This is a genomic window from Paenibacillus vulneris, from assembly GCF_039543185.1.
Taxonomy (GTDB): domain Bacteria; phylum Bacillota; class Bacilli; order Paenibacillales; family NBRC-103111; genus Paenibacillus_S; species Paenibacillus_S vulneris.
The window spans coordinates 43516-60039 of sequence record NZ_BAABJG010000011.1; the positions used below are offsets into that span (position 1 = coordinate 43516).

The following is a 16524-nucleotide window of genomic DNA, read 5'->3' on the forward strand; positions in this document are numbered from 1 at the left end:
TTAAATGATATAAAAAAAGCCGCCTAATCAGGCAGCCATAGTCTCTTTGTTATACGATTTGTCTTGTTTGCCGCTATAGAAGCTCTTTATGCTGGCTGGCATCCACTTGGTTCCCAATCGAATCACAAGATCAGCCAGCTTCACAATGCCGTAGGCAAAGGCCATACCCGCGATAACATCCAGCACCCAATGAATCTGCAGATACATCGTGGAGAAAATAATCGATGCACAATAAGCGACCATCATATATTTGAAAATACGGTCCTTCTCCCGAAGGGCTAGCAGCAGCATCGCGAAGGAGATCGACGTATGCATGCTTGGGAAGCAGTTCATTACATTAACGAGAAGATCGTTCTCGGTCGCAAACGTCCTGCCCAGCAAATCGGGCTGTCCTTTTACCCACCATACTTCACGAAGCAAGATCAGGTTATAGAACGGCAAAATTAAAGGGAACTGCATTAAATGCCCCGACAGCGCATAAGAGAGCATCTTCTTAATGCTTTTTGTCCAAAAGCTGCGCACGATACAAATCCATAAGGAGAGCACAAAACCGTAGTTATACACCCATACCATCAGGTGATCCAGCTTAACTCGATGAAACGCCCTTGCCCATGCCCCGTCATTGAACGGAATGCTGTTCATCATTTGATCCCAGTTCCAAGGATGGCGGTTGTTCTCGAACATCCAGTTCGCAATTTTCCACCAGATACCGTTACCGGATCCGTAAAAATAATAAAAGATGCCTAGCAGCGGCAAGCCAAATACAAAAAAACGTTTCCAATCGACATCGATTTGGTCTTTACGGACACCAAGCAAGCAGATTAGCAACAGGACCCAGCATGCGGTACTCCAGCCACCCTCAACCCCGATGCGCCATACCAAAAAAATGGAGACGATGATTCCATACATGGTCCAGTCATTGGCAGCAAGCCAACTTTGTGCTCTTTCTTTCAATTCCAGCAATCCCCCTCGTGCAAATTAACGCTGCTGAATCAACTTCACCCAGTATACCAAATTCGGTATCGTCTTGCTTCATGAAATTTTAAACATCGCTTTCAATATTGCGCTGAAGCATCTCATGGCATACAAAAGAAAAAGACACCGATTTGACGATGTCTCTTCCATGGTCGGAGTAACACGATTCGAACGTGCGACCTCACCCACCCCAAGGGTGCGCGCTACCAGGCTGCGCCATACCCCGATTATCGTTGAAACAGTTATATTATATGATGGGAAACCATTCCTTGTAAAGGTTTGATGTAAAAAAACATCTGAATCTTTTGGATTCAGATGTTTTGTATTGGCACTGCATTATGTACAGAAACAGCCATTCTTATTGAATAACGTCTTTCAACGCTTTGCCAGGTTTGAAAGCCGGGATTTTGCTGGATGGAATTTCGATCTCTTCGCCAGTTTGCGGGTTACGTCCTTTACGAGCGGAACGTTCACGAACTTCGAAGTTTCCGAATCCTACCAGCTGTACTTTATCCCCATTTTGAAGAGCCTCGGAAATAGCTTCAAAAACAGCCTCAACCGCTTTTGTCGCATCTTTCTTGGAAAGCTCGCTGGTTTCAGCAACCTTATTAATCAAATCGGATTTATTCATGCCATTCACCTCCCCCCAAATAAGTATCCAAAACGAACTTCACAAGAAGAACTAATACCGCAAGTGAAAGACGGCAGCTAGGTGCTTTGGCCGTTACTCTCGAATTTACGCCATTAGCCGTTTGTCTTATTACTTCCTTTGTTAACTGAAAAGTCAGAAATTATACATAAAACAAGCGAAATCCTTGTAAATCAAGACTATAGTAATACACCCATGACACTTTTTCAAGTGAAAACAAAAAAATGCACCCTGTGGAGTGCATTTTAACAACATTTCTGTAATCTTTGTCACAAAATAATGGCAATAAGTCCACCGGAGCCCTCGTTAATGATGCGGCCCAGTGTTTCCTGCAGCTTATAGCGGGCATTGTCCGGCATCATGGACAGCTTCCCTTGGATGCCTTCACGAACGATGGAATGCAGCGACCTGCCGAATATATCGGACTCCCACATTTTGAGCGGGTTGTCCTCGAAGTCCTGCATCAGGTAGCGGACAAGCTCCTCACTCTGCTTCTCTGTACCGATGATCGGAGAGAACTCCGATTCCACATCGACACGAATCATATGAATCGATGGCGCTGTTGCTTTGAGCCGCACACCAAAGCGCGTGCCTTGACGGATCAGCTCAGGCTCTTCCAGGGCCATATCGGCAAGGGTAGGCGGAGCGATACCGTAGCCGGTCGTCTTCACCATCTCCAACGCTTCGGCAAAGTGGTCATATTCCCGCTTGGCATGGCTGAAATCCTGCATGAGCTGGAGCAGGTGGTCTTTCCCCCGGATCTCGACGCCAACAACCTCCATCAAGATGCGGTCATACAGCTCATCTGGAGCATACAAATCAATTTCGGCCACACCTTGACCCATATTCATGCCGGCAAGGGCTGCTTTATCAATAAATTCATACTCTTCGAAGTGGCTGACGACCCTATCGACATCACGAAGTCTGCGAATATCCTGAACAGTCTCCCTGACGGAATTTTCAAAATGGGAGCGCAGCCAGTGATTTTCCTCCAGCACCATGACCCAGCTAGGCAGATTGACGTTAACTTCGTGTACAGGGAATTCGTACAGCACTTCGCGGAGAACGGAAATCATGTCGTCTTCGCTCATATTGGCTACACTCATGGCAACGACCGGGATGTCGTGCTGTGCTTGCAGCTCGTTTCTTAATTGCTGGGCCGCATCGCCGTTTGGTTTCGTGGAGTTCACGATAACAATGAACGGTTTGCCGACCTCCTTCAATTCAGAAATAATTCTCGCTTCCGCGTCTACATACGATGCACGGGGAATTTCGGCAATGGAACCGTCCGTTGTAATGACGACCCCCAAGGTCGCATGCTCCTGAATGACCTTGCGTGTGCCGATCTCTGCCGCTTCCTGGAAAGGAATCGCTTCATCGAACCATGGCGTATTGATCATTCTCGGCCCGTTCTCATCCTCGTAGCCTTTAGCGCCTTCTACCACATAACCTACACAATCCACAAGACGAACATTGACATTCAGCCCTTCAGCAACGTGCAGCTGCACCGCATTATTCGGTACGAATTTCGGCTCCGTCGTCATAATGGTTCGGCCCGCAGCGCTTTGCGGAAGCTCATCCGTCGCCCGAATACGGTCTGCTTCATTCTGAATGTTAGGCAGAACGATCGATTCCATAAAGCGCTTGATAAACGTTGATTTCCCCGTACGGACCGCTCCAACGACCCCCAGGTAAATATCCCCGCCAGTACGCTCTGCAATGTCCTTAAAGATATCCACTTTTTCCAATGAGAATCCCTCCTACAGGTTGTTTAAGACGAAACTCGTACACATGCTTTTGGACTATTAAAAATATATGTACTAGCTAACAAAATATGATGAATCAGAATCATATTTTATTTTTGATCACTCCTTGCTGACCAACGGCATTCGTACCGCAGCTTAATCTCTATGAGAATATATGAACCGGAGGTTCCGGTTATTCTTTGGCATAACAAAAAAACCTCTATTTCCCTTTAAGAAGGTTAATAGAGGTTGGGAAGCTATTATTCAAGAACGGGCGTCGGTCTGCCCTCCATCCAACGATATGGACCGGTTCGGGCCGGCACGTAATACGATTCCTTCACAAGCAGCTCACGCAAATCCTGATTCACGTTCAAGCTGCTCTGCAGCGATTTCTTGTCGATCAGGCGCATCATTTCCTCCGAGTAGTCAATGCTGACCCTTCCTGCATCATCGATCATGAACGGCAGCATTACCTGACGGGTATACATGCTGGTTGCCTGCATGGGCTTTTTGTTCATCTTGTCAAAGTCAATCCGGTAGAAGGAAGGAGCAACCGGTTCCCCTTTCGGCAGCTGGCCGTTGTTTTTGGATTTATAGTCGTCGACAAGCTTCTGGACTTCTACAGTCTGCTGAAATGAGGTTAAATCCATCATTTTCACCGTAGGCTTCGTCTCGACATCTACTAGAACATAGATTGCCGTACCGCCATTTTCAAACGCATTTGCCGGAATATTGCTGATCAAGCCTCTTTCTTTCAGCTTCTTGAAATCAACGGGATATTTCTCATACAACGGCGTCATCTGATCGCTGTTTTTGATAGGAAGCACGCCGGTTTTCGTATGAAATTGATCCACCGCATTCTGTACGACCACCACGAATTCTCCCGAAGCTATCTGGTTCTCCTTGCGCATCTCCTTCGGATACATGCAGCCCGACAGAACCGTACAAAGCATCACTACACACAGAATGATGCTTGACTTTCGTAAACGAATATTCATGATTTATTCTTCCTCCTGCTGCCGCTCCAACTGTTTTCGTATAGCTGCCTTCAGCGGGTCCTCCGGGAGTGTAACGGTAACATCCCCTGTAACCTTAGCTTGACATGCTAACCGATAGCCTTGCTCATGCAAGCCGCCCAGCTTCAAGCTCTCATTCTGATTTAACGGAGCCAGCCCCGTGCCGCTGCCCTGAACAAGGACCTTACACATTAGACAGGCGGCATTCCCTCCGCAGCGAGTACGTATGTGAACTCTGGCTCTGCGTGAGGCATCCAGCAGCGTCGTTCCCGCTCGCACGTCGATCGACTTGCCGTCCGGTAAAAACGTCACACGAGCTGTCATCGTTTGTACTCCTTTATTCTTTTTCTTGTCAGCTTATCGTTGAAGCAGCCGATTCATTTGATGGACGATCTCTTCGTCGATATGATTTTGTTGAAGAAGCTCTTCGGCAATGGAGGAAGAGCTTCCGATCCGCGTAGAGATAACCTTGGCGATCGGTTCGAACCGATCCGGCCGGTTTCTCAGCAGGTTAAAGATAAGCTCGTGCTCCAGCGGCATCAGCTTGACCGGGGCGAGCCCTTCATGGGTATTTAAAGTATACTTCATGGCATAACGGTCGAGCCAAGCGGCATTCACCTTGTAGAAGCTGTTACGCATCGTCACTTCGAAGCCTCCGACCAATTCGACCTTGATCCCATGAATGCTGTAATGGCTTAATAAGGAGTAGTAGACGGAAGAACGGTCCTCTACTTGCTCGTCGATGGAATATTCCGATAAAAGTCTGTGAATGCTTCTAGCACCTTCTACATCAGCGTATACGTCCAAATCCTTCGGCGCTTCAGCTATCGGTACTCCTTGCATAAGCAAACCGCAGCTTCCTCCGACTAACCAAGGCTGCTCTATGTCATGAAGCTGCATCTGAAGTGTTCTGAGCGCATTCCCCAGCTTGTCTATATAATCCACGGAAATTCCCCTTCTCGTTGGCGGTTATGCCCGATTAGAAATAAGGCTTATAAACGACGGTAACAGGCCCGTCCCGCTTGACCATAGCCTGACAGCCTAACCGGTAGCCCGCATCGATCTCTTCCGGCTCCAGACGATCCAGCTCCGCATCGTTCGGCTCGTTCAGATACTCTCTTCCTTCCTTAACCAGGCAGCGGCATCGGGCACAAGTGCCTCTTGTGCAGGAGAAGGACCAGTCCACCTCATGCTTCATGGCCAAATCCAGAATAGTAAGGCCGCTATCATGCTCGACCTGCTTTTGCACTTTTCTGCCTACCAAAGTAATCATCGTTCGAAACCCCCGTTATTCAGCTTGATTTTCGTTCTAGAAAGTCTACATCATGGAGACAAAAACATACAGCAAGATGGGAATAAACATCAGGAACGCAATAACCGAAAGGACTCCGCGCAGGATCCCTCTGGTCTTCGTTCTAGCGAAGGTGATCAATAAGGAGGCAAGAACCATCAGCCCAATGGCAATAAAGGATGCCCACATTTTATCCATGGATGACATACAATACAACGACCCCTAACCATCAATAATCATTATCCATTATGTACCTGCAAAATATTCTTTGCTATTATAACATAAAAAAAGCACAAGCGCGCCGGACGGCCGCTCATGCCACGAAACTGTTATTTTTTCGATATTAATTTCATAAGCTGCTCTATCGTATTGCCGTTCTTGCTTCCTTGCACCGATTGAATGATCTCGTTAATCGTAGATTCGGAAACCGGTACATTCACCAGACTGGATACCTGCTTGATCAGCTGTCTTAATTGGGCTTCACTTTGCATTGTGGATGGTTTTACACCGCTAGCCAGCTTATATATATCTTTTTCGCTTATATTTTTGCCGGTTTTCTTCTTTACAGTGTTCAACACATCTTTAGGCGTTGTTTTATCGGCCACTTCCTGTCCCTCCTTAACCTCATAACTCCCTAAGGATCGGAGCATGATCTAAGGTATTGTATGAAGGAGGGACACTAACCGTGTAGGCGGGAATCTAGCCGAACCATTTTGTTTGCACGGGCTTGGCTACTTCCTCCAGCTCGTGTGTTCTGCCTCTGCCCATAAGATCTTCAACGGCGGCCTCAGGGGATTTCCCTTCAAACAGAACGGAATACAGCTCATCCGCAATCGGCATCGTCACCTGGTAATCACGTGAAAGCTTGTATGCCGCCTGCGTCGTCTTGACGCCTTCGACCACCATTCCCATTTGACGAAGTACATCTTCAAGCGGGTTGCCTTGGGCAAGCAAATAGCCCGCACGCCAATTGCGGCTGTGCTTACTGGTGCAGGTAACGACCAAGTCGCCCACGCCGGCCAGCCCGGCAAAGGTTAGCGGATTGCCGCCCATAGCCGTTCCTAGGCGCGATATTTCAGCCAGTCCCCGCGTAAGGAGCGCAGCCTTGGCGTTGTCTCCATAACCCAGCCCATCGGTAAGTCCCGCTCCCAATGCAATAATGTTCTTAAGCGCCCCTGCTACTTCAACACCGATTACATCGGGATTGGTATATACGCGAAAGCTGTTATTGATTAACAAATCTTGTGCGGCCTCCGCAGCTTGAGCATCCTCCGACGCCACCACGACCGTGGTCGGGCTTTGCTTGATAACCTCTTCCGCATGGCTCGGACCGGATAAAACAACGATCTTTGACGCGTCATAATGAGGCAGCTCATCGGCCAACACAGTAGACATTCGTTTGAGCGTTGAGGCCTCAAAGCCTTTCGTCGCATGAATCAAGGTCGTTTCTTTTTTTAAAAACGGGCGCATCTGCGACGCTACCTCCCGCATCGCGGCCGAAGGAGCAACCACAACAACAGCGTCGGCTTCACTTACGGCTTGTTCCATTGAAGCTGTCGCACGTATGCGGGGTGACAACATGGCATCATTCAAAAACCGTCGATTCCGGTGCTCCGTATTAATTTCCGTTACCTGCTGTTCGTTGCGGGTCCACAGCATGACATCCATTTCGTTCTCCGCCAAAACCGAAGCAATCGCTGTCCCCCAGCTTCCTGCAACCAGTACGGATACTTTTTTGGCCATGAGCCCACACCTCCGGATTTTATTTTTTGGAGCCGAGTTTATTCTCCTGTCCTTTGATCAATTTCACAATATTGGTACGGTGACGCACCCAAGCGAACACGAATACGAATAAGCTTAACCAGAAGATTTCAATCGGTTCCCGCATAAACCAGATAAATAAAGGTAAGAGAGCGGTAAACAACAGAGAACCGAGTGAAACATAACGGGTTAAAGCAATCGCCAATATACATACGATTCCGGCATATACTACGGCCAGGGGAGCCAGTGTTATCATAACACCAATGGTTGTGGCGATCCCTTTCCCGCCGCGAAAGCCAAAGTAGATCGGCCAATTATGCCCCGAAATGGCGGCCAGCCCGCACAGCACTTCAATCAGCACGTCTCCTTGTCCCAGCCATCGTCCTACAAGAACGGCGGCAACCCCCTTTAACGCATCCAGAATGAGTACCGTTATAGCGGGCCCTACGCCGAGTACCCTGAGCGTATTCGTAGCCCCGGCGTTGCCGCTCCCGTGATTTCGAATGTCAATTCCTTTCAGTATCTTCCCCGCCAGAAAACTAAAGCTGATCGACCCTAACAAATATGCGATTATAATGGATATTACGGATAGCACTGCTTATCTCTCCCTATTCTTCATCCGATTTTTTACGAGTAAACAACCTGAGAGGCGTTCCTTCAAATCCGAAAGCAGCACGAATCTTATTTTCCAAATATCGCTCATAGGAGAAATGCATCAATTCCGGATCATTGACAAAGAAGATGATGGTCGGAGGTTTAACCGTAACCTGGGTCGCATAATTAATACGCAATCTTCTGCCTTTATCTGTCGGAGGAGGGTTAATAGCCACCGCGTCGGAAATGACGTCATTAAGAACATGGGTTTGTATGCGCATCGCATGCTGCTCCGCCACTTGGTTTACAATCGGCAGCAGCTTGTGAACCCTCTGCTTCGTCTTTGCGGAGAGGAAAATAATCGGCGCATAGGTCATAAACAGGAAATGATCGCGAATCTTTTGGGTGAACTGCTGCATCGTTTTATCGTCTTTTTCCACGACATCCCATTTGTTGACGACAAAAATACACGCTTTACCGGCTTCATGAGCATAACCGGCCACATGCTTATCCTGCTCAATAATGCCTTCTTCCCCATTGATAAGCACCAGCACGACATCCGCGCGTTCAATCGCTTTCAATGCACGCATGACGCTGTACTTCTCCGTGTTCTCGTACACCTTGCCGCGTTTTCTCATACCCGCCGTATCGATGATTACGTATTTTTGTCCGTCTCTTTCAAACGGCGTATCGATGGCGTCTCTCGTCGTTCCGGCCACGTCACTTACAATGACCCGTTCTTCTCCCAAAATAGTATTCGTCAGCGAAGACTTACCGACATTCGGTCTGCCGATAAGCGCAACACGAATCACTTCCTCGCCATATTCATCGTCCGTTCTCTCCGGAAAATGCTGCACTACTTCATCCAGCAAATCCCCGATTCCCGTGCCATGAGAGCCTGAAATGCCGAACGGCGTGCCGAATCCGAGACTATAGAACTCATAGATATCGTCCTGCCGCTTCATATTGTCAACTTTATTTACGGCCAGAACAACGGGCTTTTTCGAACGGAACAGCATTTCTGCGACCTCGGAATCGTTGGGCGTCACGCCTGCCTTGGCATCCACCATAAAAATGATTACGTCGGCCTCTTCAACCGCAAGCTCCGCTTGTGCGCGAACTGATTTTAATATTTCATCTTCTCCGTCGATTTCGATCCCGCCGGTATCTATCACACTGAACTGATGGTCCAGCCATTCTCCGACTCCATATAATCGATCCCGGGTTACCCCCGGCATATCTTCAACGATTGCCAATCTGTCCCCGATAATGCGGTTAAATATAGTCGATTTCCCGACATTGGGACGGCCTACGATGGCCACTACGGGTCTTGCCACTCCACTTCATTCCTTTCCTCGCTGCACGTCAAAACGGCAACATGAAAAATTTCACAATCTACATCATAGCATTTGCCTTCCTACAAAGCAATGAAATCCGTACGTTTCCATTATCCGGAAGAGCTTTTATGATCAACCAGAATCATCGTACCGTTCTCTAAATCATGAGCCATCGCATCCAATATTTTTTCCAGCTTGAAAGCAACCTTTTGCTGCTCGTCCGCATCCTTGGTAATGAAAATCGGCGCTCCTCCGGCCACCTGCTCCCTGTCCGACGTCACTATCGCCACGATTTTTGCCATTTAGGCGCCTTCCTTTCCGGTTGAACTTACATCCGCCTCCGACGGCATCCGTATGGCGCTTTCCAGCACCGGAGACTGCAGAATGACCTTTCTTGCCTGGTCTATGTTATGAACCTGCGGAAGCAAGAAGATGCCCAGCCGGCCGTCGTTCATATCCAGCTTTGCGAGCGGCAGCAGAGAAGGCTCTCCGTCATCCCGGTAAACGCCCATAATCGTGGAAATGTCATGCAGCAGCGCTTGCCGCTGTCCTAGATTCGCCAAAGTCACACGGCAGTTTTGATTTTTGGGCACGAGAATAAGCCCGATCCCTTTTTCGCAAATTTTATGCCGGGTATCGTCCAAGCCGATATTCATCATATAAATATCGTTTACGAACAGATTCGGCCCGTCCATCCGCACCTCTGCCTTCTGAACTTCGGCAATGTGGGAAATGCTTTTCCCGCTTTTAAAATGGTTTGTGATAAGAATCGCTATGATTCCGGCAACGATCCCCCAGTACCATGCGAAAATAATACTGAACATGGCTCCTACAAAAGAGGTGAAGATCACCATATAGTTGCGCCCTTCAAAGACCATGGCAATTCCTTCGATATAAGCAGCCCCGCGGGGGACGAGCTCCATACTATCGATTTTGGATAACGTTTGCCGCTCCATATTCCGGACATCCCTGAATTGTTGGGCCGCAACCGTAAGGAACGTGATCGCAGTATAGTTTTTATCCAGTAAGGATGGGACGGCAACCGCTCCTAATCCCGCTGCAATAACACCCAATGCGATATGGATTATTTTCCCATGCGGATAGGTCGGGTATTGACGATAATCTGTCTGCAGCATGGTAATGCGGGCTCCCAATCCGAAGAGCACCCCTATGATAATGCCTACCGTATATTTCTGTTCGGCAATCCAAGCGAGCATTTGGCTTCCCCCTCTCTAATCACTATCGCCGCTGTATCTGCGCCTTATACCATCTGATATCCAAAAAAAGCTTTTTTTGCATGTCAGAGCAACCGCCATCAGTGTCAACGAGATAGTCCTCGTTATAGAAAGCGTCAGCCACCAGCGATCCTGGAAGGACTGAAACCCGAGCTGAAAGCCCGAGTAATTGCGATGGAGATAACCATGATACCATTCAGCCAGGATAAGTCCTATGGACAGTGACGCAACTTGTGCAGCCGGATGCCGGGTCAACAGACTAAGCAGAACACCGATGGCAAGCGCCATAGAGATCTCTGTGCTGCCCAGAACCAGCCTCGGCACCAAATGGATGGTCTCCAGCATAAAGAAGCTGATGGAGCCTAACAAAGCGCCGACCGAAAGAAGGTGTACCCGATAGACGTTCCCATGGACTCGCCACAGCACACAGAGGATACAGATTAGAAGAACTCCCAGGCAGAGGCATACACGCCCTCCCGCTATAGGTAAGGAAAAGTTCATACTGATAAGCCACGAAATAAAAAAAAGAAGTATGACCTTTGAAGTTATACCTCTCATAATAATGTCTTTCCAGCCACTCGCGAACAGGATTAACGAAACGACCATAAGCAGCAAAGATAAGTATCCTGGATTCATCGCACCCACCTTAGAACGTATCGTAGTGATGCTGTCTTCGTTAGCTCTGCCTGCGCAAGCGATGACGGTTGTCTATGCTCCTCACAGTCCAAGAGCGCGAAAAGCCTGTTTCTAACAAAGCAGCCTTCCAATTCCGTTCTTAGTATGGCTTGGTTATGTAATTTTTATAAAACCGTTCCGGTTTGCAAACGATTGAATATCTATTCCTCTCGCATAGCACCAATGAGCCGTTTCGCCGGAAATGACCACGGGAACCTTGTGCAAATCTTGAACCGTCGGTGCTCCCAGCGCAGTCATGACGAGCTTCATCTCGTTATGCATCTCCCGGATATGCTCAACCAGGGCCGCTGTCCCTTCCTGACGAAGCGTCCTCAGGAAGGCGCCTGCCACGCCTACGGCTGACGCTCCCAAAATCAGCGCCTTACAAGCCTCCAGGCTGTTTCTGATTCCCCCGGATCCGATAAGAAACACGTTAACATGCCGGGAAGAAGCATAGTCCGCTTCCAGCAATGCGGTCGCGGTCGTACAGCCCCATTCGTTCAGCCACTCCATCGGCAGCGATCTGCGCATATTCTCAATGGCGGCAAAATTGGTTCCGCCGTATCCGCCTACATCAATGACCGAGATACCAATGCCGAGCAAGGCATCGACGCTTTCTCTCGCCATGCCGAAGCCTACCTCTTTCACGATGACAGGAACCCCAACCTGATCAACGATAGCGGAAATGCGCTTCAGCATGCCCTGAAAATCCCGGTCGCCCTCCGGCATAATCAGCTCCTGCATTACATTCAAATGAATTTGCAGCGCGTCAGCCCGAACCATCTCGACAGCCCGCAGAGCTTGCTCGAGCGTTGCCTCACTCCCTAAGTTTCCGAATATGATGCCATCCGGATTCATCTCCCTCACAATACGGTAGCTTGAGGCTACCTCCGGGTTCTTCAGTGAGGACATCTGCGAGCCTACGGCCATCGTTAATCCGGTTTCTCTGGCCGCGATCGCCAGCTCTCTATTAATTTCTTCTGTCTCATGAGCTCCGCCAGTCATCGCATTAATAATAATCGGCGAGCTCAAATTGAGTTCGCCGATGCTTGTTTGCAATGAGATAAGCGAAGTGGATGTTTCCGGTAAACAATTGTGGATCAGCTTAATATCGGCAAATCCTTGATTACCGCTTTGCCCAAGCTGCAGAGCATGATGCACATGCTCCATCTTTCTTGGTATCCGCACTTGGCCTGCCCCCCTATAACTCACAAGAGTGAACAAGCATGAAGCTTGTTCACTCTCAATGTGGCTCTTATTCAAATCGACTTATTTGAATTTGCTTAATTTATCGCCGAAACGTTCTCCCAAAGTCAAGTTAAGACCTTGGTTTTGGTATTCTTCCGCAATCACGGTTTCTTTTTGATTTCTAGCAGGTCTGTCTGCTTTAGGAGCAGGAGCTTCAGGAGCTTCTTCTGTTTCCTTGATGCTCAAGCTGATGCGCTTCTCATCCACATTCAAATCCAGAACCTTTGCTTTCACTTCTTGGCCTTCCTTCAGTACTTCGAAAGGAGTAGCAATATGGCGATGTGCGATTTGGGAAATATGAACCAAACCTTCAACACCTGGAGCTACTTCTACGAAAGCGCCGAAAGGAGCAAGACGTTTTACCGTTCCCGTCACGATATCGCCGATCTGGAATTCTTCGGCGACTTTTTGCCATGGTCCCGGTTGAGTTGCTTTAATGCTTAGGCTGATGCGCTCGTTCTCAGGATCGAGCTTCAGGATTTGCACCTGAACTTGATCGCCTTCCTTAACCACTTCGGAAGGAGTCTCTACATGATGCCAAGCCATTTCGGAAATGTGAACCAGACCGTCAATGCCGCCGATATCAACGAAAGCACCGAATGGAGTCAAGCGTTGAACGGTACCAGTAAGCTGTTGTCCAACGGAAAGATTGGAGATCAATTCTTTCTTCTTCGCTTCGAACTCTTCGTCTAGAACATCCTTTTGGGAAAGAATGACTTTATTTTTCTCGCGGTCCATTTCTTTCACGCGCAATCTTAATGTGCGACCTTTGTAATCACTGAAATCTTCAACGAAGTTACGCTCTACCATCGAAGCAGGCACAAACCCTCTCAGGCCTACGTCAACCACAAGACCGCCTTTAACGACTTCGGCTACTTTTGCCTCAAGAATCGTTTTGTTTTCCATGTCGGCTTGAAGCTGATCCCATGCTTTTTCGCTGTCTACTGCGCGTTTGGAGAGCACCAGCTTCTCCTTGTTGTCATCGATGGTCAATACTTTCAATTCTACCTCTTGACCTACTTGAACGCCTTCGGCTGCGCTTCCTAATGTAACGGAAGAAAGCTCACGAACAGGAATAACGCCGTCATATTTATAGCCTACGTCAACGATAGCCTGATCGTCGTCTACTTTAATAATGCTGCCTTTAACGGTATCTCCCTTTTTCAGTACAGATACATTGCCCATGGATTCCTCTTGGGATACTTCTTGCTGTGCTTGTTCCTCTTGTACGTTTTCCACTTTTGTCTCTTCTGACATGGTCCAATACCCTCCTTGATTAGCAACCTAACTCAATGAATAGTAGTTACAATTGCTGCTGTCTAATATAATTTACCGGCGCAAAAAGAATACGCGGTTAATTGTTTTTTTAAGTATTCCACATTTTATCATTTCGATTCGTATTGTTTAACCATCGATCGAATGGTGGCCATAATTTTGTCGGTTGCCTGCTCCAATCCTTCGGAGCCCGCTTCCGCAAACTCGCTAATATCAACCGGCGGGCCGTATACCAGCGTCATTCTTTTAAATAATTGATAATTGCCTACTATCGCTGCCGGTACCACTGTTGCACCTGACTTCAAAGCCAAGCTGGCCGCACCTTTTTTGCCCATGCCTCCGGCGTTGTGCCGCGAGCCCTCCGGGAAAATACCAATAATGTTATTCTCCTTAAGCAGCTGCAGCGAGAGTCGAATGGACTCCTTGCTTACGCCTCCGCGCTTAACGGGAAACGCACAAATTCGGGGTAGTACCCAGCCCAGCACCGGTACTTCGAACAGTTCTGCCTTGGCCATATAGTGCACTCGCCTTTTAATTATAGGACTTCCTAATAACGGCGGGTCAAAATTGCTGATATGATTCGCGCACAAGATGACAGGACCATCGGTTGGAATATGATGCAGTCCTACAACCTTCAAGCGAAACAAGGTCCTGAACAAAAAATGGAATATGGCACGAAGCGTAGAGTAAAGCATGTTACTTCCCCCCGCCGACTTTGGATCTGCAAAGCTCCAAAATACGTTCGACCACTTCAGTAATAGTCATTTCTGTCGTATCCAGCAATATGGCATCCGCTGCTTGGACTAAAGGCGAGGTCTCTCTCTGCTCGTCCATCTTATCGCGGGAAGCTATCTCTTGTTCCAGCTGTTCCAATGTGACCTCCGGACGGCTGTCTTGAATTTCCTTGTACCGTCTTTCCGCCCGAACCCTAACGCTGGCAGTCAAAAATATTTTCAACTCCGCATCGGGCAATACATGACTTCCGATATCTCTACCATCCATCACGACACCTTTATCCGCTGCAAGCTGCTTCTGCTTCTCCGTCAATATGCGCCGCACTTCCGCAATCTGCGATGTACGGGAAACGTTGCCGGTTACAGCAGCCGAACGAATCTCGGCGGTTACATCCTGCCCGTCCACAAACACTTGCTGCCCCTCTTCACCTGGAACGAGACGAATATGAAGCCGTTGCGCAACGGAGATCACTTCCTCTTCCTGCTCGGGTCGAAGATTCGCTTGCAAAATGCTCCATGTGACGGCTCTATACATGGCCCCGGTATCGACATAAACGAATCCGAGCTCATTAGCGACTAATCGGGCGATCGTACTTTTCCCCGCTCCCGCCGGGCCATCTATAGCAATGTTGATTTTTTCCAAAACGCGGGCCTCCCAGCAATAAAAATGAACAATGATGCAATGAATAACAAAACAGGCCCTGCCTGTGATCGAAGAAAATTATACCATAGGTACAAGAGGGATTGCAAAACTCTTCGAGAGCTTTCGCCTTTTAACGACGGTACCTTACCGCGAATGATCATAGGGAATTCCTTCAAGCTGTTCCACTTTTACCAAATAATAGCGAAGCCCGGGGATTTGCAGCAGCAGCTGCATTGCAACAAGCAGAGAAATCAGGACATACAGAGCCCTTTTCATCCATTTTTCAACAAGCGCGGAGAATAATACAAACTGCTCCTCATACTCGGGTTCCTTCTTTACGCGGTCCAACGCCATCACCACTCCATAATCATCCATTTCGTGGTAGTGTACCCAATCCTTTTCATTTCATGCTTACCTTTTGCGGAATTCAAGCTGTCTTTCGAAGCAGTAACGAATAATTTTTTGTCTGTCGTGATCGGTAATTTCCGAATACCTCAGCATAACCTGCTGTTTCCCCGTTTCCAAAGGCTTGACCCGCACCAGCTCTCCCTTGAAAGGAATATGTTCCAGTTGATTGTTCTTGAATTGCAGCAATAGCCAGCACCGAACCGTTTGCTGCGTGGCAAGCGGAATATAGCCGTCGCACAGAAAGGAGATCCCCCCTCCGCCGACATCGTCTGTAACCGCTACAAATTTTAGCTGATCCGAATACGCTACCGCGATCTCAAGCTCTGCCGGCACTCTCAGGAAATTGCGCCGCTGCACCTTGGTAATCGATTCGGGATCCGGCTTTTTAATATGAACGGTTCTGATCACGTCGTCCGAGAAACCGAGGACGGTCGATGTAAAATAATTTTTTACTCCTCCATCGGTAATAAAATAAACCGACAGCTCATCCCCGATATAAAGTCTTTTTAAACGGCCCGTCCGTTCATTCATCGGAATCTCCATGCTGATCTGCTTGTCCGTCACATCGGCAATTCTCGATTTAAACTCCTGTTTGGCCTCTTCTTCGTCGATCGAATTGATTTGTATATGTAAAATCTCATTTACTTTCGGCAGCAAACAAGCGCACCTCCCCTAGATGTTAGCGAAAAAGCAGTACCAAAGTACTACTTATACCCATTCATTATATCATGAAGGCAACATATGGGAAGCAAAAAAATGGCCCTCAAAGTAGCACCTTTGCTTCGGAGCCGATTCATTCACTTTACGGAGATCTCTAAGTTTTGCAAACTCCGGAATGAAAAAAAGAAGAAGCTCGGCGCTTCTTCCCAGGCTGTCGAAAAAGTCTCGACAGCCATTCTTTATGCTCATTTTTTTATCACGACACCGCGTTAATGTTG

At 48.1% G+C, this 16524-nt stretch carries 21 protein-coding genes and 1 tRNA gene; all 22 read right to left on the reverse strand.

The features are described from left to right. Positions 1-27: 27 nt before the first annotated feature. Positions 28-954: a phosphatase PAP2 family protein gene (locus ABEA66_RS11165; protein WP_225948519.1), complete on the reverse strand. Its 927-nt coding sequence runs from the start codon at positions 952-954 to the stop codon at positions 28-30. Between the two features lie 170 nt (positions 955-1124). Next, positions 1125-1201 (reverse strand) — tRNA-Pro (locus ABEA66_RS11170). A gap of 132 nt (positions 1202-1333) precedes the next feature. Next, complete coding sequence (locus tag ABEA66_RS11175) at positions 1334-1606, reverse strand: HU family DNA-binding protein (RefSeq protein WP_079910691.1); 273 nt, start codon at positions 1604-1606, stop codon at positions 1334-1336. Between the two features lie 287 nt (positions 1607-1893). Further along, positions 1894-3372, reverse strand: a complete 1479-nt coding sequence (gene spoIVA / locus ABEA66_RS11180) for a stage IV sporulation protein A (RefSeq protein ID WP_079910692.1) — start codon at positions 3370-3372, stop codon at positions 1894-1896. 257 nt (positions 3373-3629) lie between these two features. Then, on the reverse strand, positions 3630-4367 hold the full coding sequence (locus ABEA66_RS11185) for a hypothetical protein (RefSeq protein ID WP_345587601.1): 738 nt from the start codon (positions 4365-4367) through the stop codon (positions 3630-3632). Between the two features lie 3 nt (positions 4368-4370). After that, complete coding sequence (locus ABEA66_RS11190; protein WP_345587602.1) at positions 4371-4709, reverse strand: 2Fe-2S iron-sulfur cluster-binding protein; 339 nt, start codon at positions 4707-4709, stop codon at positions 4371-4373. A gap of 33 nt (positions 4710-4742) precedes the next feature. Further along, positions 4743-5330: a nucleotidyltransferase domain-containing protein gene (locus ABEA66_RS11195; protein ID WP_345587603.1), complete on the reverse strand. Its 588-nt coding sequence runs from the start codon at positions 5328-5330 to the stop codon at positions 4743-4745. Between the two features lie 34 nt (positions 5331-5364). After that, on the reverse strand, positions 5365-5658 hold the full coding sequence (locus ABEA66_RS11200; protein WP_345587604.1) for a 2Fe-2S iron-sulfur cluster-binding protein: 294 nt from the start codon (positions 5656-5658) through the stop codon (positions 5365-5367). Between the two features lie 45 nt (positions 5659-5703). Next, positions 5704-5883, reverse strand: coding sequence for a DUF2768 family protein (locus ABEA66_RS11205; protein WP_079910697.1), 180 nt, complete (start codon positions 5881-5883; stop codon positions 5704-5706). 122 nt (positions 5884-6005) lie between these two features. Further along, positions 6006-6281: a stage VI sporulation protein F gene (locus ABEA66_RS11210; protein WP_256865343.1), complete on the reverse strand. Its 276-nt coding sequence runs from the start codon at positions 6279-6281 to the stop codon at positions 6006-6008. 94 nt (positions 6282-6375) lie between these two features. Next, positions 6376-7419: an NAD(P)H-dependent glycerol-3-phosphate dehydrogenase gene (locus tag ABEA66_RS11215; RefSeq protein WP_345587605.1), complete on the reverse strand. Its 1044-nt coding sequence runs from the start codon at positions 7417-7419 to the stop codon at positions 6376-6378. Positions 7420-7438: 19 nt separating this feature from the next. After that, a complete protein-coding gene (gene plsY, locus ABEA66_RS11220; RefSeq protein WP_179136004.1) occupies positions 7439-8032 on the reverse strand; it encodes a glycerol-3-phosphate 1-O-acyltransferase PlsY in 594 nt (197 codons plus the stop codon). A 13-nt stretch (positions 8033-8045) separates the two neighbouring features. After that, positions 8046-9368, reverse strand: coding sequence for a ribosome biogenesis GTPase Der (gene der / locus ABEA66_RS11225; RefSeq protein WP_345587607.1), 1323 nt, complete (start codon positions 9366-9368; stop codon positions 8046-8048). Between the two features lie 110 nt (positions 9369-9478). Next, entirely contained in the window at positions 9479-9670 is a 192-nt protein-coding gene (locus tag ABEA66_RS11230) for a capping complex subunit for YIEGIA (RefSeq protein ID WP_079910701.1), read from the reverse strand. Beyond that, entirely contained in the window at positions 9671-10585 is a 915-nt protein-coding gene (locus tag ABEA66_RS11235) for a YIEGIA family protein (RefSeq protein WP_192704879.1), read from the reverse strand. It abuts the gene before it with no gap. Positions 10586-10600: 15 nt separating this feature from the next. After that, on the reverse strand, positions 10601-11239 hold the full coding sequence (locus ABEA66_RS11240) for a hypothetical protein (protein ID WP_345587608.1): 639 nt from the start codon (positions 11237-11239) through the stop codon (positions 10601-10603). Between the two features lie 153 nt (positions 11240-11392). Next, positions 11393-12466: a type 2 isopentenyl-diphosphate Delta-isomerase gene (gene fni / locus ABEA66_RS11245; protein ID WP_345587609.1), complete on the reverse strand. Its 1074-nt coding sequence runs from the start codon at positions 12464-12466 to the stop codon at positions 11393-11395. Between the two features lie 81 nt (positions 12467-12547). Beyond that, a complete protein-coding gene (gene rpsA, locus ABEA66_RS11250) occupies positions 12548-13783 on the reverse strand; it encodes a 30S ribosomal protein S1 (RefSeq protein WP_079910705.1) in 1236 nt (411 codons plus the stop codon). Between the two features lie 128 nt (positions 13784-13911). Continuing rightward, a complete protein-coding gene (locus ABEA66_RS11255) occupies positions 13912-14496 on the reverse strand; it encodes a lysophospholipid acyltransferase family protein (RefSeq protein WP_079910706.1) in 585 nt (194 codons plus the stop codon). 1 nt (position 14497) lies between these two features. Then, on the reverse strand, positions 14498-15178 hold the full coding sequence (cmk, locus tag ABEA66_RS11260) for a (d)CMP kinase (protein ID WP_345587610.1): 681 nt from the start codon (positions 15176-15178) through the stop codon (positions 14498-14500). 144 nt (positions 15179-15322) lie between these two features. Continuing rightward, positions 15323-15532 (reverse strand): hypothetical protein, encoded by a 210-nt coding sequence (locus ABEA66_RS11265; RefSeq protein ID WP_345587615.1) that lies wholly within the window; start codon positions 15530-15532, stop codon positions 15323-15325. A 57-nt stretch (positions 15533-15589) separates the two neighbouring features. Then, the gene (locus tag ABEA66_RS11270; protein ID WP_345587611.1) at positions 15590-16243 is read right to left on the reverse strand and encodes a flagellar brake protein; all 654 of its coding nucleotides are present in this window, start codon (positions 16241-16243) and stop codon (positions 15590-15592) included. Positions 16244-16524 lie beyond the last annotated feature (281 nt).